The organism is Streptomyces sp. HmicA12 (assembly GCF_000373565.1).
GTDB lineage: Bacteria > Actinomycetota > Actinomycetes > Streptomycetales > Streptomycetaceae > Streptomyces.
In genome coordinates, this window is record NZ_KB891798.1 from 122,969 (window position 1) to 145,806 (window position 22,838).

At 70.7% G+C, this 22,838-nt stretch carries 19 protein-coding genes and 1 pseudogene; 8 read left to right on the top strand and 12 right to left on the bottom strand.

Annotated elements, in window-relative coordinates; genetic code table 11:
• Positions 1-7: 7 nt before the first annotated feature.
• Positions 8-2,320, bottom strand: a complete 2,313-nt coding sequence (locus tag B072_RS0104420; protein WP_026245443.1) for a GH92 family glycosyl hydrolase — start codon at positions 2,318-2,320, stop codon at positions 8-10.
• Between B072_RS0104420 and B072_RS48585 the strand changes: the two genes are divergently transcribed.
• On the top strand, positions 2,319-2,513 hold the full coding sequence (locus tag B072_RS48585) for a hypothetical protein (RefSeq protein ID WP_199791002.1): 195 nt from the start codon (positions 2,319-2,321) through the stop codon (positions 2,511-2,513). The two genes, B072_RS0104420 and B072_RS48585, sit on opposite strands and share 2 nt — an antisense overlap.
• 9 nt (positions 2,514-2,522) lie before the next feature.
• Here B072_RS48585 and B072_RS46190 read toward each other — a convergent pair whose 3' ends face one another.
• Complete coding sequence (locus tag B072_RS46190) at positions 2,523-3,296, bottom strand: DUF6193 family natural product biosynthesis protein (RefSeq protein WP_158689143.1); 774 nt, start codon at positions 3,294-3,296, stop codon at positions 2,523-2,525.
• A 201-nt stretch (positions 3,297-3,497) separates the two neighbouring features.
• Between B072_RS46190 and B072_RS42375 the strand changes: the two genes are divergently transcribed.
• Positions 3,498-4,139: a hypothetical protein gene (locus B072_RS42375; RefSeq protein WP_018528724.1), complete on the top strand. Its 642-nt coding sequence runs from the start codon at positions 3,498-3,500 to the stop codon at positions 4,137-4,139.
• 61 nt (positions 4,140-4,200) lie between these two features.
• Here B072_RS42375 and B072_RS0104435 read toward each other — a convergent pair whose 3' ends face one another.
• Entirely contained in the window at positions 4,201-5,676 is a 1,476-nt protein-coding gene (locus B072_RS0104435) for an MFS transporter (protein WP_018528725.1), read from the bottom strand.
• Positions 5,677-5,777: 101 nt separating this feature from the next.
• Between B072_RS0104435 and B072_RS0104440 the strand changes: the two genes are divergently transcribed.
• Positions 5,778-6,131 (top strand): VOC family protein, encoded by a 354-nt coding sequence (locus tag B072_RS0104440; RefSeq protein WP_018528726.1) that lies wholly within the window; start codon positions 5,778-5,780, stop codon positions 6,129-6,131.
• A 30-nt stretch (positions 6,132-6,161) separates the two neighbouring features.
• Here B072_RS0104440 and B072_RS0104445 read toward each other — a convergent pair whose 3' ends face one another.
• Genes B072_RS0104445 through B072_RS0104460 form a run of 4 tightly spaced genes read right to left on the bottom strand, consistent with a single transcriptional unit; the run spans position 6,162 to position 11,501 of the window.
• Positions 6,162-7,499, bottom strand: a complete 1,338-nt coding sequence (locus tag B072_RS0104445) for a cytosine permease (protein ID WP_018528727.1) — start codon at positions 7,497-7,499, stop codon at positions 6,162-6,164.
• A 59-nt stretch (positions 7,500-7,558) separates the two neighbouring features.
• Positions 7,559-9,031 (bottom strand): DUF1116 domain-containing protein, encoded by a 1,473-nt coding sequence (locus B072_RS0104450; RefSeq protein ID WP_018528728.1) that lies wholly within the window; start codon positions 9,029-9,031, stop codon positions 7,559-7,561.
• Positions 9,028-10,575 (bottom strand): acyl-CoA synthetase FdrA, encoded by a 1,548-nt coding sequence (gene fdrA, locus B072_RS0104455; RefSeq protein ID WP_018528729.1) that lies wholly within the window; start codon positions 10,573-10,575, stop codon positions 9,028-9,030. The genes B072_RS0104450 and fdrA overlap by 4 nt, the downstream gene beginning before the upstream one ends.
• Positions 10,572-11,501 carry a DUF2877 domain-containing protein gene (locus tag B072_RS0104460; RefSeq protein ID WP_018528730.1) on the bottom strand — a complete coding sequence of 310 codons (930 nt, stop codon included), beginning with the start codon at positions 11,499-11,501 and terminating at the stop codon, positions 10,572-10,574. Before B072_RS0104460 ends, fdrA begins: the two co-directional genes overlap by 4 nt.
• Positions 11,502-11,669: 168 nt before the next feature.
• On the opposite strand from B072_RS0104460, the gene B072_RS0104465 reads away from it, so the two are divergent.
• Both B072_RS0104465 and B072_RS0104470 read left to right on the top strand, forming a co-directional pair.
• Positions 11,670-12,605, top strand: a complete 936-nt coding sequence (locus B072_RS0104465; protein WP_018528731.1) for a carbamate kinase — start codon at positions 11,670-11,672, stop codon at positions 12,603-12,605.
• Between the two features lie 143 nt (positions 12,606-12,748).
• Positions 12,749-14,056, top strand: a complete 1,308-nt coding sequence (locus B072_RS0104470; protein WP_018528732.1) for an MFS transporter — start codon at positions 12,749-12,751, stop codon at positions 14,054-14,056.
• Positions 14,057-14,095: 39 nt separating this feature from the next.
• Here B072_RS0104470 and B072_RS0104475 read toward each other — a convergent pair whose 3' ends face one another.
• The 3 genes from B072_RS0104475 to B072_RS0104490 all read right to left on the bottom strand — a co-directional run bounded on the left by B072_RS0104475 (position 14,096) and on the right by B072_RS0104490 (position 18,132).
• On the bottom strand, positions 14,096-14,749 hold the full coding sequence (locus B072_RS0104475) for a GntR family transcriptional regulator (protein ID WP_026245446.1): 654 nt from the start codon (positions 14,747-14,749) through the stop codon (positions 14,096-14,098).
• 81 nt (positions 14,750-14,830) lie between these two features.
• The gene (locus B072_RS0104480) at positions 14,831-17,206 is read right to left on the bottom strand and encodes a glycoside hydrolase family 2 (RefSeq protein WP_018528734.1); all 2,376 of its coding nucleotides are present in this window, start codon (positions 17,204-17,206) and stop codon (positions 14,831-14,833) included.
• A gap of 410 nt (positions 17,207-17,616) precedes the next feature.
• Complete coding sequence (locus tag B072_RS0104490) at positions 17,617-18,132, bottom strand: PaaI family thioesterase (protein WP_026245448.1); 516 nt, start codon at positions 18,130-18,132, stop codon at positions 17,617-17,619.
• A gap of 129 nt (positions 18,133-18,261) precedes the next feature.
• Here B072_RS0104490 and B072_RS0104495 point away from each other — a divergent pair, with 129 nt between their 5' ends.
• Positions 18,262-18,735, top strand: a complete 474-nt coding sequence (locus B072_RS0104495; protein WP_018528736.1) for a winged helix-turn-helix transcriptional regulator — start codon at positions 18,262-18,264, stop codon at positions 18,733-18,735.
• A gap of 67 nt (positions 18,736-18,802) precedes the next feature.
• On the opposite strand, the pseudogene B072_RS0104500 reads toward B072_RS0104495, so the two are convergent.
• Together B072_RS0104500 and B072_RS0104505 are read right to left on the bottom strand one after the other, a co-directional pair.
• Positions 18,803-19,000: pseudogene (locus B072_RS0104500) on the bottom strand (TetR family transcriptional regulator); the annotation flags it as partial.
• A gap of 96 nt (positions 19,001-19,096) precedes the next feature.
• Complete coding sequence (locus tag B072_RS0104505) at positions 19,097-19,414, bottom strand: hypothetical protein (protein WP_018528738.1); 318 nt, start codon at positions 19,412-19,414, stop codon at positions 19,097-19,099.
• A gap of 94 nt (positions 19,415-19,508) precedes the next feature.
• Here B072_RS0104505 and B072_RS0104510 point away from each other — a divergent pair, with 94 nt between their 5' ends.
• Entirely contained in the window at positions 19,509-20,375 is an 867-nt protein-coding gene (locus B072_RS0104510; RefSeq protein WP_018528739.1) for a LysR family transcriptional regulator, read from the top strand.
• Positions 20,376-21,014: 639 nt separating this feature from the next.
• Positions 21,015-22,826, top strand: a complete 1,812-nt coding sequence (locus tag B072_RS0104515; RefSeq protein ID WP_018528740.1) for a CASTOR/POLLUX-related putative ion channel — start codon at positions 21,015-21,017, stop codon at positions 22,824-22,826.
• The last annotated feature ends 12 nt before the right edge of the window (positions 22,827-22,838 follow it).

Consider the following 22,838-nt stretch of genomic DNA (forward strand, 5'->3'; position numbering starts at 1 on the left):
TTCCTCGTCAGTCCTCGGCCAGGGCGGGCGGGGCCGCGTTCACACCCCAACTCGTCGGTGTGCCGGACAGCTTGACCTTGATCGTGCCGGCGCGCAGCAGATCCTTGTGGGACAGCCAGCTCTGACGCAACGTGCCCTTGCCCGTGTGCACGGAGGACACGTACTGCGGCTTCGACGCGCTGGCCCCCGGGGCCTCGACGGCGATCGTGCGGCCGTGCTCGGGCCGGATCTCGACCTTCTCGAACATCGGCGCCGTGACGATGTAGTTGGCGGAACCGGGCTGCGCCTCGAAGATGCCGGCCATGGCGAAGACGAGCAGCGACGAGGTGGCACCGAGATCGTCGTTGCCGGGCATGCCGTACGCGTCGTCGGTGAACAGCGTGCGCATCGCGCGCAGCACGGCCGAGGTCTTCCACGGCGCGCCGGTCCACGCGTACATCCACGGGGCGTGGAAGTCGGGCTCGTTGTTCGGGTTGAACGCGAAGTTGTTGTGGTAGTCGTACGCCCCGGTCACCCACGACTCCGAGGCGGCCTTCGCCGGATCGGTGAGCACTGTCGGCATGTCGAAGAACTTGTCGAGCCGCTGCTCGGCACCGGACTGACCGCCCATCAGGCCGAAGAGCGTCTGCGGGTCCTGCTGGGCGAGCCACTGGTACTGCCAGGCCGTGCCCTCGTGGAACGCGCCGGACTGGGTGGGGTCGGAGTCGCCCGCGACACTGCCGTCCGCGTTCCTGGTGACGGGGAACCCGGTGAAGCCCTGCGAGGTGACGCCGGAGTCCCAGAGCTTGGTGAAGTTGCCGCAGCGCGAGGCGAGCGTGGCCGCCTTGTCGCGGTAGCCGAGGCCGTCCGCCATCGTGGACAGCGAGCAGTCGGCGAGCGCGTACTCGAGCGTGGCCGAGCCCGCCTGGCGGCTGTCGCCGAACTTGTAGCCCGGCAGGTTCTGGTAGCCGACCCAGCCGTTCTTCACGTACGTCGGGTTGCCGTCACGGCCGCGGAAGATCGACTGGTCCGCGGGGACCTCGTTGGCGTTCTTCCAGAGCGCGTCGAACAGGCGCTGCGAGGTGCGCTTGTCGAGCAGGTCGCGGTTGTAGAGGTCGACGATCCACGGGGTGACGGGGTCGCCGCTCATCACGTTCGTCTCGCCGCCCCCGAGCCCCCAGCGCGGCAGCCAGCCGCCGTCCTCGTAGACATGCAGCACCGACTTGGCCATGTCGGCGGCCTTGTCCGGGTGCAGCAGGGCCACCAGCTGGTTCTGCGAGCGGTACGTGTCCCAGAGCGAGAACATCTGGTAGTACGTCGAGTCCGCGCGGTGCACCTTGTCGTCGAAGCCGCGGTAGCGGCGGTCGACGTCGGACCCGATCGACGGGTGCAGCAGCGAGTGGTAGAGCGCGGTGTAGTACGTGCGCTGGTCGGCGCGGCTGCCGCCGGCCACCCGCATCCGGTTCAGCTCGTCCTGCCAGGAGTCGTGCGCGGCCGCCTCGGCCGTGCCGAACGACTTCGGCTGCTCGGCCTTGCGATTCAGGCGCGCGCCGTCGACCGAGGTGTACGAGATACCCACGGACGAGCCGACCTGACGGCCCTTGGCCTGGTCGAACGTCAGCCAGGCGCCGGCCCGCTTCGAGCCGCGCGTGGCCTCACGCTGTCCGGCGGTCAGGGTCCCGTCGCTCCAGGTGCCGAACGACGAGAACGTCCGGTCGAACTTGGCGCTGAAGAAGACCCGGTAGCGCTCCTTGCCCGTCTCCCCGCAGAAGTTGCCGCCCTGGACCCAGCCCTCCACGGTGTCGTCGCCGACCACCTTGATGTCGCCCGCGTAGGTGCTGCCGTTGCTCTCGCCGGCCTCGATGAGCACGCTCTCGGGGCCGGAACCGGCGGGATAGGTGTAGCGGTGCTGGCCGGTCCGCTGCGTCGCGGTGAGCTCGGCCTGGATGCCGTTGTCGAACTTCACGCCGTAGTAGCCGGGCGCGCGGGTCTCGTTGTCATGGCTGAACTTCGCGGCGTACTGCGCCGGATCGGACGAGGTGACCGCACCGGTCGTCGGCATGAACCGGATATTGCCCATCGTCTGACAGCCGACACCCGACAGATGCGTGTGGCTGAACCCGAGGATGGTGTTCTGCGCGTAGTCGTACGAGGCGTACTTGTTCAGCTGCGTGTCGGGGCTCAACTGCACCATGCCGAACGGAGCCGCCGCGCCGGGGAACGTGGTCCCGTCACCGTTGTTGCCGATCGACGTGTCGACCAGCGTGGTCGGATCGTCGGCGAACGCCGGTCCCCGCGCCTGGGCGTTGGCGACTCCTGTGGTGGCGGAAGCCGCGGCCATGGTGGTGACGACCAACAAGGTGGTGAAGACGCGTCTCAGCGCTCTCATCGTGAACCTCTCGTGCGACAACGTTGTCAGCTTCGTGCTCGGTGATCCTTTCTCTCTTGGCGGTGATCCGTCAATGTTGTCTGCTGCGCGGTTTGTCGGGGCGGCGAACGGCGAGGCGATGCCGATCGGCCCGGGTGGACAGTGACCCGTCTCGCTATTCGGGAAGCAGATCCGCAGGGCCTTCCACTGCCGGACCGCAGCCGTCGGGAAGGCCTTCGACCACGAACGCGACGGCCTCCTCCGGAGTGTGAGCGTGGCGATCCGGAATGTCTCGGCCTTCAGGGGCGCGTCGTGCCCTCCAGCCGCCTCCCCACTGGGGCGCGAGGCTGGGGACGTCGTGGGTCCATGGGGCGTGGGTGCAGCGGCTGAACTGCAGACTCCCGTGGCTGATCAGCGGAAAGAGGCTCCGAAGGCGCGGGTTCGCGTACGCCGCTTCGACGATGCCGTGGTCGATCAGCCGGTCCGGGGCGTTTCGCACGAGCTGCCATGCGTAGGCAACGGCCTCACCCCGCTCGTGAGCCAGGGTGAGCTCGTCGATCTCGAGGAGCGGCCACCTGTCGCCCAGTTCGCGGACCGAGGCCCCTGTCCGCCATGCCTGCGCGATGTCGACGACGGTCCGTAGCTGGGTGGTTCGGCCGCAGGCCGCTTCTCCGACCCCGGTCCACCAGATCCGGATGCCGAAGGCCCGTTCCTGCCGGCCGAGTGTCACGACGACCGAGCCGCGGGACGCGTCCACGCTCGCGACGATGAGGCGCCAGCTGTCTGTCGCGGACTCGGTGCCGCTGACGGTGCCGAGATCGACACCCATGTCGGCGGCGCCATTGCGGAAGGCCTCCACCCAACTGCCGTCGGCTGCGGCCACTTCCGGATAGAGCAGGGGATCGGGCTGGACAGCGGCTGGGTGGCCTGTCGGGTGAGGAGCGTTCATGCCGGTGATTGTCGCGGGTTGCGCGCGGGGCCGGCCAGTGGCGTGCGCGGCCTCGCCGACCGGCGGCCATGGCAGGATGCCCGGCGTGAAGGCAGGTGGCTTCTCGCAGGTCCCCGTCGTCGAAACCGAAGCCCTGATCGGCGTACCGGCACCGGGACTTGCGATGCGGGCGTCGCCGTCGTCGATGTCGAGGACGTGGCGGTGACGCCTGACGGCACCAGCGTGATCACCGCGAACGGCTCCGACTACTACCACCCGAGATGGCGCCTGTCGGACCTGACGGAGGAAACCCGGTACGACGCCGGCCCCTACCCGAACTCCGTCGCCGTCGACTCCAACGGCGCGGTCGCCGCCGGGGTCGCGGCGGAAGGCGAGCGGGACGTCCACATCTACCGGCCGGGTGAGACTGCCGCGTACCGGACGGTCGCGTTGTCGGGGCAAGGCGATCTGCTCGACCGCGGTCTGGCCTGGGCGCCCGACGGCAACAGGCTGTTCGCCACGCGCTTTCCCTGCTCCGGTGACGTCGTCCTCGACATCGTCACTGACGTCGCCAAGGCGTCCAGCACGATCACTCCCTCCGCGCCGCCGACCAACCCCGTCGGCACGCCGGTCACCGTGAGAGGAGAACTGACCTCGCTGACCCCCTTCCCCAGGACGAAAGCGGTCACGGTCACGCGGGACGGCGTGGAGCTGCCGGATGCCAAGGTGCGGCGGGACGGCACCTTCAGCTTCAGCGACACTCCGCCCGACTGGAACACGTATCCCCAGCACTCGGTCACCTACGAGGGCGATGCCCGGCATGTGGCCGGCACAGCGACCGTCATGGTCGAGTTCGTTGGCTGACCGGGCCGGACAGCTCGCTTGAGCTCGCTCTGACGGTGTGGGGATGACCCGGACGTGATCTCTACGCCGATGGGGTGCGCCGTGCGGCAAGACCCGTGCCCACGGCGGCGATGAGCAGCCCTGCCAGTGGCCAGTGCGCGGCCGTCGCGAAGCCGTGCAGGGTGGCGGCGCGCGATGTCCCGTCGAAGCCCGCGGCCGCGCTCGCCGCCGCCGTGTTGAAGACAGCGGAGCCGATCGAACCGCCCACCTGCTGGGCCGAGTTGAGAGCGGCGGAGGCGATGCCCGCGTCCTCGGCGGGGAGTTGGGCGGTGGCCGTCGTCATGAGGGCGAGGAAGGTGGTGCCCATGCCGATGCCGAAGAACGCGAGCGCGGGCAGCACCCCGGTCGCGTAACCGTCGTCCGGGGTGATGAGGCTGAGCCGGAGCAGGCCCAGCGCGGCGATGCACAGTCCGGCCGTCATCATCACGCGCGCCCCGAGCCGGGGCAGCAGCCGCGTGCCGAGCTGGGTGGCGGTCAGCGTCGTGATCACGCTCAGCGGCAGGAAGCCGAGCCCGGTGCGGGCCGCCGACCAGCCGAGGACGGTCTGGAGGTGGAACGTCAGGAAGAGGGACACCGACAGCTGCGCCGCCATCAGGCAGCCACCCGCGAAGAGCGCCGCCACCCGGGCCCGGTCGCGCAACAGCCGTGGCGGCAGCAGAGGTTCGGCCGCCCTGCGCTGGCGCACCGCGAACAGGGCGAGCAGGACGGCGCCGCCCGCCAGCGGGCCGAGGACCGGCGCGGCTCCCCACCCGTACCGCTTCGCCGCGCTGAACGCGTACACGAGCGCGGTGAGGCCCCCGCAGGCGAGGATCGCGCCCGGCAGATCGAGCCGTCCGCGCCTGTGGGGCGCGGTGTCCGGCGGCATCAGCACCGAGCCGGCCAGGGCGGCGAGCGCGATGGGCACGTTCACGTACAGGCACCAGCGCCAGCCGAGGCCGTCGGTCAGGACGCCGCCGAGCGTGACCCCGAGCGCTCCGCCCGTGCCGCCGAGCGCGCCGAACACAGCGATGGCCCGGCGCCGTTCGCGCGGATCGGAGAACGTCGTCGTGATCAGGGCGAGCGCGGACGCGGCCAGGAGCGCGGCGAACACGCCCTGGAAGGCACGCGCCGCGAACAGGGCCCCGGCCGTCGGCGCGAGTCCGCCAGCACCGGAGGCCACGGCGAACCCGGCGAGGCCCGCCAGGAAGACCCGTCGGCGTCCGACGAGGTCGGCGATGCGCCCGGCGAGGAGGAGCAGGCCGCCGAAGGCGAGGGTGTAGGAGGTGATCACCCAGGGGCGGTCGCCGTCGGCCATGCCCAGATCACGCTGGAGGGAGGGCAGGGCCACGTTCACGATGGTGCCGTCGAGCAGGATCATCAGCTGCGCGAGACCCAGCACGGCCAGGCCCCACCAACGCCGGGGGTGTGCGGGCGGCTGCGACTCCGCGGGCAGGCCGTTGCCGGGCCACGGCCCGGATGCGGTGGCCGGGCTCGACTGCTCCGACGACGGCTGTGTCATCTGTAGGACTTCTTCCGATCTGTGCTGGGCCGGAGCCTCTGTGCCGAGCCGGGGCCACGAACGGCCGGGCGGCCCGGTCGCCGCCCTGGCAGGATGACGCCATGGAACGTGTACTCGGCATCGGCGGACACTTCATGCGGGCCGCGGACCCGGCAGCCCTCATCGCGTGGTACCGGGACTGCCTGGGCCTGGACCTCGGTGAGCACGGCCTGTGGCAGCAGGAGGCCGGGCCCACCGTGGTCGCGGCGTTCGAGTCGGGGACCGACTACTTCGGGTCCCGCTCGCAGCAGACCATGCTCAACTTCCGGGTCCGCGACCTGGACGCGATGCTCGCGCAGTTGCGCGCCCAGGGCGCGGACGTGGCCGAGGAGACGCAGGACATGGACGGCGTCGGCCGGTTCGGGTGGGTGACGGATCCGGAGGGCCGTCGCGTCGAGCTGTGGCAGCCTGCCTGACGACGCTCCGGCTCCCCTCGGAGTGCTCCCTCAGCTCTGCCGCGCCGTTGCCGGGCCGCCGACGAAGCGTTCCAGCGCCGCGTACGCGATCACGGCGACGACCAGTCCGGTGACCGCGTCGGACAGTTGAGGTGCGGACCAGTGGGCCACGGCGGCGGCTCCCGCGCCGATCGCCCAGGCACCGAAGGCGGTGGGCCGCACGGCTGTCGTCGCGCGCCGGTCCATGGCGCCGCGGCCGCCCCGCGCGAAGAACTGGTCGGCGATCAGCACCCCGCCCAGCGGCGGGACGAAGACGCTGAGGATGACCAGCCAGTCGAGGAAGTGGTTCCAGACCCCGGCGAGCGCGGCGAGCGTGCCGATCACACCGAGAATGACCGTCATCAGGCGCATCGTCCGGCCGGTCAGGTGGGACCAGCTCAGGGCGCCGTTGTACAGGCAGTGGCTGCACACGGAACCGAGGTTGACGAAGACGAAGACGGCGGCCAGGACGTTCAGCGCGCCCGAGCCCTCGCCGGTGAGGATCGGCAGGAAGTCGCCGCCGCTGACCGCCGGGGCGGCGATGGCGCCCGCCGCGACGACCAGACCGCCGGTGATCTGGGCGATCACGCTGGCGACCGGGAAGGCGCTGATGGTCGCGAGGACGGCCTGGCGGCCGTTCCTCGACCAGCGGGTGAAGTCGGCGGTCATGGTGCCGGAGTCGGCGAACGTCGCCATCACCATGGACACCGCCGCGCCGAAGGTGAGGGTGGCGTTGCCGCCCACGCCGTCGTAGCCGAAGACGGCGCCGAGGTCGTGGTCCTTGGCCACGATCACGAGGGCTGCGACGCCCGCGACGATGAACAGCGGGGCGGCGACGGCACCCAGCCAGGACAGTGCCCTGATGCCCAGGTAGGTCAGGGCTATGAACCCCAACCCGGCGAGCACGGCGACGAGTTGTTCGTGCCAGCCGAAGGCCTGGTGCAGCGTCGCCCCGGTGGCACCGGTGTTGAACGCGAACCAGCCGACCACGATCGTCGCCAGGAACGCCGAGGCGACGATGTACCCGGCCTTGCCGAAGGTCCGCGTGGCCTGCAGCGAGAAGCTCTCGCCGGTGGAGCCCGCACGATGGCTCAGCAGGCCCACGTACACGAGCATGACGAGGTTGGCCGCCGCGATGGCGGCCATGCCGCGCCAGAAGCCCAGCATCGCGACGACCACGCCGCCGGGAACGGCGTTGGTCAGGATCATCGGGAATCCGAACCAGACGGCCGAGACCGTCCACAGCGATTTGCGCTGGTCGGCCGGGACGGGGCCGTGCTCGTACTCGGCGTCGAGTACGGCCGTGTCGTCCTGTGGTGCCGGGTCCACGGTGGTGCGGTGTGTGTTCATCGTGTGTCCGGGTTTCCGGGCGGGCGCTCGCGCGCGTCAGAGGGGTCGGTGATCGAGGGTCAGGAGGAGGACGGGCCGGTGAGCGCGGCGGCGAGGGCGGTCGCCGCCTTGGTGAACGCCTCGGCCGGCGGGTGCGTGATGCCCGCGCCGATCATGCCGATGCCCGCTTCCTTGTGGGCGATGGCCGTGTTGATGATCGGCAGGATGCCGGTGTCGATGACCTTGCGGACGTCGATGCCGGTGGGCAGGCCCTGGAAGTCGAGGGCCGGGATCGTCACGTTCGGGTTCCGCGTGGTCGTGATCTCGCCCATGTCCCGCGTGTACTGCATCGCCTCGGCGACGGTGCCGCCGACGAGAGCGACGATCGCGGGCGCCGCCGACATGGCGAAACCGCCGAAGCCGTAGGTCTCCGTGATGGCGCTGTCGCCGATGTCGAGCCCGGAGTCCTCCGGCTTGTACCCGGCGAACATCGGGCCGACGACCCGCTGCGCGGGGCCGGTGAACCACTGGCCGGGCAGCCCCGCGACACGGATGCCGAACTCGACGCCGTTACGGGCCATGGCCGTCACGACGGTCGAGTCCGCGACGCCGTTCGCGGCGTCCAGGGCGGCTTTCGCCATCACCAGCCAGGTCGGACCGGAGAAGTAGTCGGAGGAGGCGACGAAGTCGAAGACCTCCTTCTTCTGTTCGGTGGTGAACGACGACTGGAGCAGACCCGGGGCGAGGGCCTGGAAGAGGAGGAGGGTGCCCGCGCCGTTGCGGTTGTGGCACTCGTCGCCCATGTGGATCGCCTGGGACAGCAGCAGCCGCAGGTCGATCGGCCCGGTGAACTCGACGGCCTCCTTGAGCATCGGGCCGAAGACGTCCCGCATCCAGATCAGGCGCTCGACGACGGACTCGTCGTTGGCGCCCATCCGCAGGATCTTCGCCATCTGCTCGGACAGGTTGGTGTAGGCGAGGTTGCCGTGCGTCTCGTTCTTGACGATGTGCATGTACATCGACGCGGAGGTGACACCGGCCATGGAGCCGACGGTGTTCATCTCGTGGCACGGCTTGAAGGTGATCCGGCCGGAGGCGGCGACCTCGGCGGCCTCGTCCAGGTCCGCGGCGAGACCCTCGAAGACGAGCGCGCCGGTGACAGCGCCCCGCATCGGGCCGTTCATGTCCTGCCAGGCGATGGGCGGGCCCGCGTGCAGGATCGTCGTCGGCGTCATGCCGGGTACGACGTCGAGGGCGCGGCCGAACCCGATCAGCATCGGGCGCGCGGACGTGATGCGCTCGACGGCCTCGGCGTTCGCCCTCTCGATCCGCGCCGCCGTCTCGGGCGCGTCCAGGGCGTCCAGCGCCTGCGCGGCCTCGACGCTGCCGCCGCCCGGCGGGGTCCAGTCGAGGGTGGTGACCTGGGCGCCCTGGGCCGCGATGTCGGCGTCGAACATGGCGAGGCCGACATTGACGACGCTCAGGTCGCCGCCGAACAGCCGCGCCGCGGGCGTGAGTTCGGAGTTCTCGGAGGTGGTGTTCGTGGTGGTCATGCCTGTGCCTTCTTCGCGATCTCACGGGCGAGCCGGCCCGTCTCGGTGCTGGAGCGGGTGACGATGACGCCGGCGGCTTCGAGGGCCGCGCTCTGGGCGGCGACGGACGGGGTGTCCAGGTCGGTGCCGAGGACGTAGGCGACGACCGGCAGGTGGCGGCCGGCCTCGGCGGCGATGCGCTGGGCCTCCTGGATGGCGGGCAGGGTGGTGCCGACCGGGTCCTCGTGGGCGCCGAAGCCGAGGACGAAGTCCAGGACGATCGTGGCGACGGACGGGTCCTTGGCCTCCTCGACGAGGCGCTCCAGGCGCAGGGCCGGGTCGATCATCGGGTGCGGACGGCCGTTGGTGAAGTCGTCGTCGCCGAAGTCGAGGAAGGTGTGGCCGGTGGAGGCGCTGGTCGCGCTCAGCCGGAAGGCGGGGTCCTTCTGGATGTTGCTGTACACGTCGACGCCCGCGTCCTGAACCGCGTACATCGTCTCGTCGCACAGGGTGCCGCCGCAGAACAGGCCGCGTACGTGACGCTGTCCCTCCGTGAGGCGGGCCACCACGTCGGCGGCCGCGGCCTCGGCGTCGAGGTCGGCGCCCTCGGCCGACTCGACGCCCGCGAGGACCACGGCCTGACGGGCCGCGTCGAGGCTGGCGGCGGCGAAGTGTCCGCCCGCGGCGGTGACGGCCTCCTCGGAGCCGCCGATGAAGTAGACGACGACGGGCTTGCCCGCGGCGGCGACCTCGGCGAGCACCTTCTTCTCCACGGACGGCGCCGGGGGCTTGGAGACGAGGACGATGACGTCGGTCGCCGGGTCGGCGGCGAGCGCGCGGATGCCGTCGATCATCATGATGCCGCCGACCTCTTCGCTGAGGTCGCGCCCGCCGGTGCCGATCAGTTGCGAGACCCCGCCGCCGAGGGCGTGCACGCGGACGCTGACCTCCTGCGAGCCGGTGCCGGACGCGGCGACGATGCCGACGGAGCCGGGGCGCACCTTGTTGCCGAAGCACAGCGCGACGTTGTTGACGATGGCCGTACCGCAGTCCGGCCCCATCATGAACAGGCCCTTGTCGTGGGCGAGTTGCTTGAGGGAGACCTCGTCGGCGACGGGAACGTTGTCGCTGAACATCATCACGTGCAGCCCGCTGTTCAGGGCCTTGCGGGCCTCGCGGGCGGCGTAGGCGCCGTTGACGGCGATGACCGCGAGGTTCGCGCCCTCGATGCCCTCGGCGGCGCCGGTGACGGTGCGGTAGGTGACCGCTCCGGCGCCGGCGGAGGCGGGGGCCTTGCGGGTGAGCAGGTCCTCCACCTCGGCGAGCAGGGCGTCGGTGTCGGCGTCCTCGGCGGTGACGAGGACGATCATCAGGTCGCCGCTGCCCGCGGCCTTCAGCTCGTCGGTGAGCAGGCCCAGGTTGTCCAGGACGCCCTTGTTCATGTCGGTGCCCATGGCGGTGAACGCCTGCTCCACACCAGCCAGGCCGTTGGCTTTGGTGGAGACGGACATCAGGGACACGGAGTCGTAGTACGTGTTCTTCCGTACGACTGCTGTGGTGCTCACAGCGAACCTCGCAGTTCTTCTTCCAGGTGAAGTCCGGCGGTCAGGCCGGACAGGGTGTCGCTGCCCGAGGTGTGACCGACGGCCAGCACCTTGCGGGCAGGAACGTGCAGTGCCTGCGGGGGGCGGGTCGTGTCCGCCAACTCCCGCAGTACGTCGATGAGGTCGCCCCGCACGCGGCCCTCGACGGCCTCGAAGAGCGTCGCGTGCGACAGGTCGGTGGTGCGCCCGAGATGTGCGGGCAGCACGTCGCGCAGTACGGGGGTGAGGTGGGCCAGCGCGCTGCCGGGCAGAGCGGCGACCAGTGCGAGGCCCCCGAGGAAGTCGTCGCCGGCCGGGGTGAGTCCGGGGCCGAGACCGAGGAGGGAGAGGACGCCCGCGCGGATGCCGGGCACGTCCCGGGCCCGGACCGCGGCGAGCAGGCGTGTGCGCCCGTCGTCGAGGGCGCGGGCGACGGCCTGCTCCATCAGTCCCGCACCGGGAGCCGCGCCGAGCATGCCGCCCCTCGCCCCGTGTGCGTCGTTCAGCCGCTCCAGGGCGTCGGCGGCGGCCGCGAGGGCGCCGGGGGCGAGGTGCGCGAGGGACGGCGCGACGGCATGCCAGGGAAGGGCTTCGGCCGTGGTGACGAGCAGCGGATGCCGGGCGGATCCGAGCCGAAGATTCCCTTCCGCGAACGTCACGCTCCCGCCCGCCGCGAGCTCGGTTCCCGTCCAGTCCGCGAGGTCGAGGACCAGCGTCCTGGGGGCATCGCCCGCGGTACGGGCGGCGAGTGCGACGAGCGTTCCGTCCGGAGTGAGTAGATTGACGACACGGGCGAAGACGGAGTGGACGCTCCCCGTGCCGGTCAACGGGCGCAGATGGTCGAGGAGTTCGGCGTCGCCGGAGAGCGCGCGTACGCCACGCGCCTCGACGGATGCGTCGCGGTTCATCGTCACGCCCTCCTCGCTGTGTCTCGCTGTGTCTCGCCGTGTCTCGCCGTGTCCCGTCGTGCGAAAACTGGCCCGACAGCGCCCCTCTCGGATCACTGACATTGGTATACCATTCGGCGTCTCGTAGGCGAACACAAGTGCCAGCACGGAACAGCAAGGGAAAATCACATGCGCATCGTCGTCGCTCTCGGAGGCAACGCCCTCGCCCGCCGCGGTGAACCCATGACGGCCGACCACCTGCGCGCCAACGTCCGCGGGGCCTGCCAGGCCCTGGCCGGTCTCGCCCGCGAGCACGAGGTCGTCATCACCCACGGCAACGGCCCGCAGGTCGGTCTGCTGGCGCTGCAGAACCTCGCCTACCAGGACGTGGCGGCGTACCCGCTGGACATTCTCGGCGCCGAGACCCAGGGCATGATCGGCTACGTCATCCAGCAGGAGCTGTCCAATGCCCTGGTCGGCGAGCGCGAGGTGGCCGCGATCGTGACCACGACCGAGGTCGACGAGGCCGATCCGGCCTTCGAGCGCCCGACCAAGCTCATCGGCCCGACCTACTCCGCGCAGGACGCCGCCGAGGCCGCGGCCGAGTACCGGTGGACGATCGCCAAGGACGGCGGCGCCTTCCGCCGCGTCGTCCCGTCCCCGCACCCGCTGCGCATCATGCAGGCGCCGCTGGTCTCCACCCTGCTCGACCAGGGCACGCTCGTCGTCTGCGTCGGCGGTGGCGGTGTGCCGGTGCGCACCGACTCCAAGGGCCGCCAGATCGGCATGCAGGCCGTGGTCGACAAGGACGCCGCGAGCGCCGCCCTCACCGCGGACCTCGGCGCGGACATGCTGATCATGCTCACCGACGGCGACTTCGTCAGCGAGAACTGGGGCACCCCCGAGCAGCGCGACATCCTGACCGCCTCGCCCGAGGGCCTGGCCACGATGGAGTTCGCCGAGGGCTCGATGCAGCCGAAGGTCGAGGCCGCGGTGCGCGTCGCCCGGGCCGGCGGCCGCGCACTGATCGGCCCCCTCGACCGTCTCGACGACCTGCTGGCCCGCGAGGTCGGCACCGAGATCCGCGCCGACGTGCCGGGCGAGGTCGTCTTCGTCGGCGCCTGACGCCACGCCTGCCCAGGTTGTTCGGTATACCATTTCGCGGCCGCCCGCTCCGTCATACGTTCTCGTACCTGCCCCGGGCGCCCGCCGCGCGTCCGGTCGGCCGCGGGCATGGCCGAGCGACAACAGGAGAGGAGCACGACCCGGTGCGGAACAGCGCGAGGGACGCGCCCCCGTCGACCACCACCTCCGGCCGGGCGGGACCGCTCGCCTCGCTGCGCGAGAGCCCTGGCTTCCGGGCCCTGTGGATCTCGAACGTCTTCTTCTTCGGCGGTGCGTGGATCCAGACGATGGTGCTCGGCTGGATCGTCTTCGAGACGACCCGCTCGGAGCTGCTGCTCGCCGTGTTCACCGCGGTGCGGCTCGCGCCCATGCTGCTCGGCCCGCTCGCCGGTGTGCTCTCCGACCGTCACGATCGCGTACGTTTGCTGACCATCGCCTGCGGGTGGGCGCTCGGCGCCGCCGGCACGGTGGCGGCGCTGGAGTCGACGACGCGGGTGCCCTACTGGGCCCTGGTCCTGGGCGGCCTCGCCATCGGGCTGGCCCAGTCGCCGTCCCAGCCCGCGCGTTCCGCGCTCGTCCTCTCCCTGGTGGGCCGGCGCAATCTGAGCAACGCCAACGCCCTCAACGCGATGGCGATGAACATGACCCAGGTGATCGGCCCGGCCCTCGGCGGCGCGCTCATCAGCGCGTTCGGCTCCGCCGCCGCGCTGTGGATCTCGGCGTGCTGGTACGCGGCCTCGCTGCTCGCGCTGTGGCCGCTGCTCCGGTCGGGCCGCGTCCCGCTCGCCGACGGCAGCGATGCGGCCGGGCCCGACGCCAACGGTCGGCACGACGGCGGCCAGTCGGTGACGGCCATGCTCGTCGACGGGGTGCGCTCGATCCTGCGCAGCCGGCTCGCCGCGGGCGTGCTCGGCGTGACGCTGGCGGCGAACGTCCTGCTGTGGCCCATCCATCAGGCCTTCATGCCCGTCTTCGCCAAGGAGTCGCTCGGCCTCGACGCGGACGGCCTGGGGTGGCTGCTGACCTGCGGGGGCGTCGGAGGCCTCGTGGGCTCACTGGTGATCGCCGCCCTCGGCGATTTTCCTTTCAAGGGCGGCCTGTTCGTCTTCGGGACCGCGGGCTGGGCGGCGCTGTGGGCGTTGTTCGCGCTCTCCCATCAGGTGGCGGTGTCGTTCGCGCTGATGGCCGGGATCGGTGTCCTGAGTGCCGCGTTCGGCGTCCTGCAGACGACGCTGCTGCTGATGACGACCGAACCGGCCGTGCAGGGACGGGCGTTGGGCGTCCAGGAACTGGCCATCGGCGTGATGCCGCTGTCCTCGCTCTGCCTCGGGGCGGCGGCGCAGTACGGGGGAGTCGGGGTGACCACCTTCGTCAGCGCGCTGCTCCTCATCACGTTCCTGGCCGTTCTCGCGCTCCGCATGCCGCGGCTGTGGCGCTACAGCGGGGTCTGAACCGGGGCACTGCCGGGCCCCGCCCGCCCCGCCCGCGGGTCAGACCTGCGCGGGCCTGCCCTGATGTGCCGCTGCCGCCGACTCGCTCGTCGCCAGATGACGCTCGGCCAGCTCCTCCACGCGCCGCACGTCCCTCGCCTCGATCGCCCGGTACAGGTCCTCGTGCTCCTCGGCCACGGCGGTGAAGTCGTCGTGCTGGGCGAGCAGCCACCGCATGCGGCTGCTCAGGGTCTCGTTCAATTCGCTGAGCAGCGCGTTGTCGGCCAGTTCGGTGACCGTCTCGTGGAAGTCCGCCGCCGCGCGCCGGGCCGTGGCGCCGTCGCCCCTGGCCGCGGCCGCCAGTTCGACGTCGAGGTCGGAGCGCAGCTTGTCGAGGCCCGCGCGGGTGCGGCGCTGTGCGGCGAGCCGGAACCCGAGGGTCTCCAGGGCGGACCTGACCTCGCCGAGGTCCGCGACGTCGGAGGCGCTGAACTCGCGGACGACGGCCCAGGTGCGCGGACGCGGCGTCACGAGTCCTTCGCTCGCCAGGTCGCGCAAGGCGTCGCGGACGGGCAGCCGGCTCACTCCCAGTTCCTGGGCGATCTCCCGCTCCACCAACTTGCTGCCCGGCGCCCGCGTCCCGTCGATGATCTGGTCACGCAGGGTGCGCATGACCCGCTCCGACTCGGGGGTGAAATCCTCAACGCCTGTCATGGCGCCATTGTCCCATTGCAGGTCGCGACACCTTCGCGACCTGCGACGGGACACCCGGCCACCGGCGCCGGGGGACCGGGGTCAGGGCGCCCAGGGTGCCTCCACGGCCCAGGTCGTGTCCTCGGTGAACAGGCTCGGGTTGTCCGCGGCGCGGGACCCGCCGGGGACGGCGAGGTACACCTCGGAGTTGTAGTGACGCAGGTACTGGCCCGGGTAGTTCTGGGCCATCAGCCGCACGCCGCCCTGCCCCGGCACCGCGCAGAACGTGGCGTCCGCGCGGAACAGCGCCGAGCCGTCACCGGCCTCCCGGTGCACCCGGAACTCGCGGTGGCGCAGATACTCGCCGGGATAGTTGCGCGACTCGAAGGAGTAGCAGGAACTGTCGGCCAGGCCGGGCACGATCCGCCAGGTGGCGTCGTTCTTCAGCAGGTCGCTGCTGCCGCTGTTCACGACCTCCGTGTAGGCGAGGGCATCCCGGTGCCGGATGTACCGGTCGGTGTAGCCGGGGGTGGTGACCCGCAGCGACTTCAGGCCGGTGGGCAGAGTCGTCGGTGCCGAGGGACTCTTCGAGGCGTTGATCAGGGCCTGGTTCGCCGCCTTGACCCGTGCGGCGTCGACCTTGACGACCTGACGGTCGTACGTCATCAGGCCGTTGACCTCGTTCTCGACGTCCGTGATCTCCGTGTAGACCGACGCCGAAAGACCGGTCGGCATCTGCTGCAGGCGCAGCGCGTCGATCAGGCCGATGAAGCGGTTGTTCAGGTGGACGGCATCGGCCTGGTCCTCGTACGAGAAGCCGTTGCCCGGCGACCACTCGTGGCCCGACACCCGGAGTCCCAGTCCGCCGTACTCGCCGAGGACGGCGGCGCGGGTCGAGGACGGTTTGGTCACGCCGGGGCCCACGTAGACGTGGTTGTCGATCACATCGCCGTTGCCGCCGTCGACCGAGCCGCAGCAGTTGACGCCGCTCATGTTGTCGACCAGGCGCGAGGGATCGGCCGCCTTCACCTTGTCGGCGATGCGGGCCTGGTCGTACTGGCCCCAGCCCTCGTTCTGATTCACCCACATCACGAGCGACGGTGAACTGCGGTGCTCGTCGATGATCTGGTCGAACTCCGCCTCCCACTGGGTGCGGGCGGCCGAGTCCGGTGTGCGGGTGTCCATCGCGGGCATGTCCTGCCACACGAGCAGCCCGAGCCGGTCGGCCCAGTAGAACCAGCGCTGCGGTTCGACCTTGATGTGCTTGCGCACCATGTTGAAGCCGAGGTCCTTGTGCTTCTGGAGGTCGTACTTGAGGGCGTCGTCGGTGGGTGCGGTGTAGATGCCGTCCGGCCAGTACCCCTGGTCGAGGGTGCCGGTCTGGAACACGAACTTGCCGTTGAGCAGGAGGCGTTGCCTGCCGTCGACCGTGCCGCGCGAGATCGACCGCATGCCGGAGTAGCTGCCGACGGAGTCGGACACCGTGGAGCCGGAGACGAGGTCGGCCTTCACGTCGTACAGGAACGGGTCGTCCGGCGACCAGAGGTGCGGGTTCGTGATGCGGACCGTCAGCTGCGAACCGATCGCGCCGGTCGCCGTGCCCACCGTCGTGCCGCCGGAACTGACCGTGACGCGCGCGCTCTGGCCACTGATCCCGGTGCCCTGGACGGTCACCCGCAGCGTCGAGTCGGACAGGTTCGGCACCATGTCGAGGCGGGTGATGTGGGCGGACGCGGTGGGCTCCAGCCACACGGTCTGCCAGATGCCGGAGGCCGCGGTGTAGAAGATGCCGCCGCCGGGATGGGGCGTCACGTCGTTGATGCGCTGCTTGCCCACGGCCTGGCCGCCGGTCTGGGTCGGGTCGAACACCGAGACCACGATGGTGTTGGTGCCGCCGTTCAGCAGCGGCGTGATGTCGTAGCCGAAGGCGTCATAGCCGCCGCTGTGGGCGGCGCCCGCCTGCTGCCCGTTCACCCACACCGTCGTACGCCAGTCACTGGCACCGAAGTTGAGCTGGACACGGCGGCCGTTCCAGCCCGACGGCACGGTGAACGTGCGCTTGTACCAGAGCTTGTCGTTCTGGGTGATCTTCCGCTGGATGCCGGAGAGCGCGGATTCCGCGACGAACGGGACGCGGATCTGATCGGTGAAAGCGGCCGGCTGTCCGGCGTCGGCCGAGGTGACGGCGAAGTCCCAAATCCCTTTGAGATTGGCCCAGTCGGGCCGTGTCAGCTGCGGTCGCGGATACTCCGGCAGCGGATTGTCCCGGGACACCTGGTCGGTCCACGGCGTGGTCATCGGCGCCGGTTTCGGTGTCCAGGCGGCGCGGGCGGCCTGGGCCGCGGGTGCCAGGGTGGTGGCGCCGCAGAGCATCAGGGCGAGGACGCTCAGCAGGATGCCGAGGGTGTGGCCTGGCCGAAAGGCCGGGTGCGGAAGCGCGGGGCGCGTCGATCTGAGCCGAGTGGGCCGGTGGTGCATCGGAGCTCCTCGTGTCGCAGGGCGCGGCCGGGTGGCCGCAGGACGGCTGAACGGAGGTGCTGGAGCACGTGGAGTGCCCGCTGATCCTTGCAACGCTGCACAGGGGTGGCACGTATGAGGGGCAAGAGAGGTGAATCTGCCGCCGTCACCCCACCGTCACCTGGCAAGGGGCTTGGATCGTGCGCCGCACTATTACATCGTTGTAAGGAGAGTTTCTATGCACTGGCTGAGGGCGCGTCAACGCCTCGGACACGCCAATCTGCCGTGCGCGGGAAATCGCCCCCTTCGCTGTTGACCGGCCTGGAGGCGTGGTGCGCCCGTACAGCCGTGATGCCGGTGACCTTCGAGCAGGTCACCGGCATCACGGCAGTCACACGTCTTACGCCCCTACGCCACAGGGGCGAACCCGGTTACGCGGACGCGGGCGCCGACTGGGACCCGGGCACCGGGAACAGCAGGCAGCTGCTGGTGGCGTGCGCGAGCAGGCGGTCGTTCGCATCGACCAACTGGGCCTGGGCGAGGGCGGTGCGGCGACCGGCGTTGAGCACCGTGCCGATGGCGCGCACCCGGCCGGTGTCCACGGTGATCGGCCGCAGGAACTTCACCGTCAGGTCGAGCGAGGTGTAGGCCATCCCCTGCGGGAGGACGGACTGAACGGCGCAGCCCGCGGCGGAGTCGAGCAGCGTGGCGAACACACCGCCGTGCACACTCCCGATCGGGTTGTAGTGCTCCTCGCCGGGCACCAGCGAGAACACGGCCCGGCCGTGTTCCACCTCGTCCAGGCCGAAGTCGAGCGTCTGGCCGACGGGCGGTCTCGCGATACGGCCCGCCTGCATCTCACGCAGGAAGTCGAGCCCGCTCATCCCGGTCGCCGCTTGCGCCGGAATCGCGGGATCGTCCCAGCTGTACGTACGCGTTCGCCCCACAGTCCAGCGCCTTCCTCTGACCGTCGAAGTCATCACCACCAGATGGACAGCCATCTGACTTTTCCAAATGAAGCTAGCTGGAGCTCATCTGACTGTCAATGACGAAGCCAGCGGCCGTACGATGGCGGGATGGAGTGGCTTGAGGTGAGCACGGAGAACTGTCCCGTCCAGCGCACGCTCGACGTGGTGGGGGAGAAGTGGACGCTGCTGATCCTGCGCGACGCCGTCAACGGGGTGCGCCGCTTCGACGACTTCCACCGCCACATCGGCCTGTCGGAAGCCGTCCTCAGCGACCGACTGCGCAAGCTCACGGCGGCCGGAATCCTGACGACGGTTCCCTACCGCGAGCCGGGCAGCCGTTCCCGTAACGAATACCGCCTGACCGCCAAGGGCTGGGACCTGTGGCCCGTCCTGGTCGCGCTGAGCCAGTGGGGCGAAACCCACGCCCTTGACCCGGAGGGTCCCGGCCCCGTTCTGGACGTCACCCACACCGACTGCGGGGCTCCGGTCCACGTGACGGTCCAGTGCGCCGCCGAGCACGTCACCCTCGCCCCGCGGGACGTCACCGCCCGGCCGGGACCGGGGGCCCGGCGCCGGTCGTGAGCGGCGGCGTGCGGCCGACCTCGTCCATCGCCACCTGGCTGGATGGGTCGGCGCAGTGGTACCTGGATCAGTGGGCGGTTCGGCTGTGCGCGTCCAGGAGTCCTTCGACGCCGTGCAGGAAGGTCTCGGTCACCGGTTCCGGGTCGACGAGGCGGCCGGCGGCCATGGCGCCGTCCCGAACCATGACGAGGTGTCGGCCTGCCGCTTCGGCGGTCGTCTCGTTGATCTGCGCGAACAGGTCCGTCACGGTGTCCAGGAACCACTTCGTCCGCGTCGGCCCCTTCGGTGCTGACGCCGTGCGCGACCCCATCGTCTTCCGGAGTACGGGCCGGTGGACGAGGCGCCCCGCCGGGGTGACGGGTCAGACGAGGGGCTCGTGGTTGACCCAGATCGCCTTGTACGGGCGGCGAGCCTGCCAGCTGTCGATGAACGCGCCGATGCCGGGGAGAGCGAAAGCGGTGTTGAGGGCGTCGAGGTCTGCCAGGCCGAATTGGACGACGGCGGAAGCGACGGCCACCGGGGCGTGGTCGTCGCTGGGGACACCCAGATGGTGGCGTGCGACGAAGGACTGGATGGCGCCCGTGTCCATGGTCAGCTCCTCAAGCCCCTTCAGGTACTCGTCGAGCTCGTCCGAGGGAATCGGTTCATTGAAAGCAACGATCATCGTGTGGTGAATCATGTCTCAATTGAACTGGTGATTCTTCATGGAGTCCAAGGCCGACAGATTCTGAATCCATTCCCTCAGGGAATTGCTGGGACAGTATTCTGACGGCATGTCCGAGCTGGAGACCCGCGAACTGGAGTACTTCGCCGCACTCGCCGATGAGCTCCATTTCGGCCGGGCGGCGAAGCGGCTGGGGATCGCGCAGCCGGCCTTGTCCAAGGCGGTGCGGCGGCTGGAGGACCGGCTCGGGGTGACGCTCGTTGAACGATCCAGTCGGCATGTCGCCCTCACCGCTGCCGGGGAGGCGCTGAAATACCACGGCCGGCATGCGTTGCTCGCCGTCGAGGCCGCGGTCGAGAAGGCCCGTCGGGCGGGCGAGCGGGACACCCGGCTGCGCCTGGTGATCAAGCCGGGTGGGGACGCGGATCTGCTGTCCGGCATCTTGGCCGCGTACTCGCACCGGCCCGACGCCCGCCAGGTGGACATCCTGTTCGGCGGCGCCACCGACCGCGCCAACCACGTGCGTGACGGCCGGGCGGACGTGGCGTTGTTGTACGTGCCGTTCGACGACCTGACCGGGCTGGATCACGAGACCCTGCTGGTCGAAGGCCGGGTGGCGATCCTGCCGCCGGACCACCGGCTGGCCGGCCGCGGCGAGGTGACCCTCGCCGACCTGGCCCACGAGACGCTGCCGCGCTGGAAGGGCGTCGGCGGCAACGGGGTCCCCGGTGTCGAGCCCGTCGCCGGATCCGGTCCCGAGGTCGCCGATGCCGCTGAGCTGGCGCACATGGTCCTGCTGGGGCGAGCGATCGCGGTGCTGCCGCGTTCGCTGGCCCGGCCACTGCATCCGGCGCTCGTTCATGTTCCGGTGGTCGACGCGCCGCGTAGTGCGCTGGTCCTCGCTTGGGGTGCGGAAGACCGGCGGCAGCTGGTCGCGCACTTCGTCGCCGCGGCGGTGGAGGCGACGCAAGGCTGAGCCGGTAGTGCCGGTGCAGACCGGGTCTGCGCGTCACCGCGCCCGGGGCCTTGCCGTGCGCATGACTGCCCGGGCGTGACGGTCCAAGCGGCGGCCGCGCCGGGCCCGTGCACGGCGGGTGGCCCCTTCCTGCGTGGGCGCCCGCGACCTGCTGGATCGCGCTGAACTCCCGGCTGCACAAGCGCATTTGGTGCGCCGCGGGAGCGACACCTATGCGTCCGGCGCCTACTGATGAGGTATCAGGGCGCATCCGCCCGCGCGCCTCCGTGAGCCCGGGGGCGGCACTGCCCGGTAGCTATCTGCTGTTCGCGCTCGACTCGGCCGCGGTGCCGAGCAGGGCCCGGACGGTCAGCGTGGGTTGACCGCACGCACGACGAAGCCCCGCCGGTTGCCCGGCGGGGCTTCGTCGTGTCTCATGCACGGGAGCGGGCGATGCGTATCCGCGTGCACCGCGGCCGGAATCAGCCGTCGCGGGTAACGCTCGCCTTTCAGGAGCTCTAGCACGCCGGCTGGTGCACTTTGGCCGCATTGTGCGGTTCGCATCCTTTCGGGTCACGGTGGTGGTGGCGCCCGGCGGCCGGGGTAGGACCGATCCGTCGCAGAGGGCGGGACGGGGAGGGCGTGCGGATGCGCGGGCGTATGGGAGGACGGATCCGTACCCGTCTGCGGTACTGGTTCGACAACTTCCTCGGCCGCAGCACCCTCACCCTGGTGGCCTGCCTGACCCTCGTCTGTCTCGCTGTCGTCATTCCGGCGAGCGTGGCCCAGGTGCTGGTCGGCAGGCCCGTTCCCACCACCCTCGCGGGGCAGGCGGCGGCGGTGTGGACCACCGTCGGCGCCACGCTGAGGATCGGGGGTGCGGTCGGGGCCCCGGCGTTCGTCGTGCTGTCCGTGCTGCTCGCGCTGGTGAGTCTGCTGTTCGTCTCCACGCTCGTCAGCGTGATCACCACCGGCATGAACGACAAGATCCTTGAACTGCGGCTCGGGCGCTCGACGATCGTGGAAGAGCAGCACACCGTGGTCCTCGGCTGGTCGGACCAGGTGTTCCCGGTGATCTCCGAGTTGGTGACGGCCAACGCCCATCGCCGCAGAGCCACCGTGGCGCTGCTGGCCCCGCGGGACAAGGTGCAGATGGAGGAGGAGATCACCACCAAGGTGGGCGCCACCGGGGCCACGCGTGTGGTCTGCCGCAGCGGATCGCCCACCGACCCCGCCGTCCTGGCCCGGGTCAGCCCGCACACGGCCGCCGCGGTCATCGTCCTGTCGCCCGGCGACCACGAGGGCGACTGGACGGTGGTGAGAACGCTGCTGGCGCTCGGCACCGTCGTCGGCGCCGCCGCCGCGCCCACGGTCGTCGCCGCCGTGCGCGAACCCAGCCATCACACGGCCGCGGTGCTCGCGGCGGGCCCGGGCGGCCGGGTCCTGGACATCGACGCCATCACCGCCCGCCTCCTGGCCCAGTGCTCGCGTCAGCCCGGACTGTCCCTCGTGTACCAGGAGTTACTGGACTTCGCGGGCTGCGAGTTCCACACCGTCCAGGAGCCCGCGCTCACCGGCCGGACCTACGGCGACGCGCTGTTGTCGTACGCACGCTCCTGCGTGGTCGGTCTGCTGCGCCCCGACGGACGGCCCGCGCTCAACCCGCCCGCCTCCACGGTGATCACCGAGAGGGACCGCATCATCCTGATCACGGAGGACGACACCACCGCGCTCGTGTCGGACGAACCGCTCCCGTTCGACGAGAACGCGATCGTCCTGCCCTTACCGCGCGAGACCAAGCCGGCACGGATGTTACTCATGGGGTGGAACCGCAGGGCCCCGCTGATCATCGATCAACTCGCCCGCTACGTGGGACCGGATTCGCGCCTCGACCTCGTGCCCGGCGGACCGTGGGCCCCGCACGACCTGGACGCCCTCGACGTCCTGGCCTACGACAGTGTGATCGTGCTCGGCTCGGAGGTGGCGGGGAGCGTCGGCACCGCGGACTCCGACTACCACGTCCTGGAGACCCTGCTGCATCTGCGGGCCGCCGAGCAGGCCGCGGGACGGTCCCTGCACGTGGCCGCCGAACTGTCCGACGACCGCAACCGGTTGATCGCACCGATGAGCCCGGGCGCCGATTTCGTCGTCAGCGGCCGGCTCATCAGTCTCCTGATGACACAGATCAGCGAGAATCCCCGTACCGCCGCGTTGTTCGAGGAGTTGTTCACGGCCGGCGGCAACAGGATCCACCTCGGGCCCGCCGCCGACTACGTCCCTCTGGGCCACACGGTCGCCTTCGCCGACGTCGTGGCCGCCGGACGCCGCCGCGACCGGTCCGTCATCGGCTACCGGCTCCACGCGGGATCGGCAACCGGCCCTCGTTTCGGGGTCCGGGTCAATCCCGGCAAGGACGAACGCGTGGTCTTCGGTGAAGCCGACACCGTCATCGCGATCACCCGGGACCGTTAGGGCCGGCTGCCT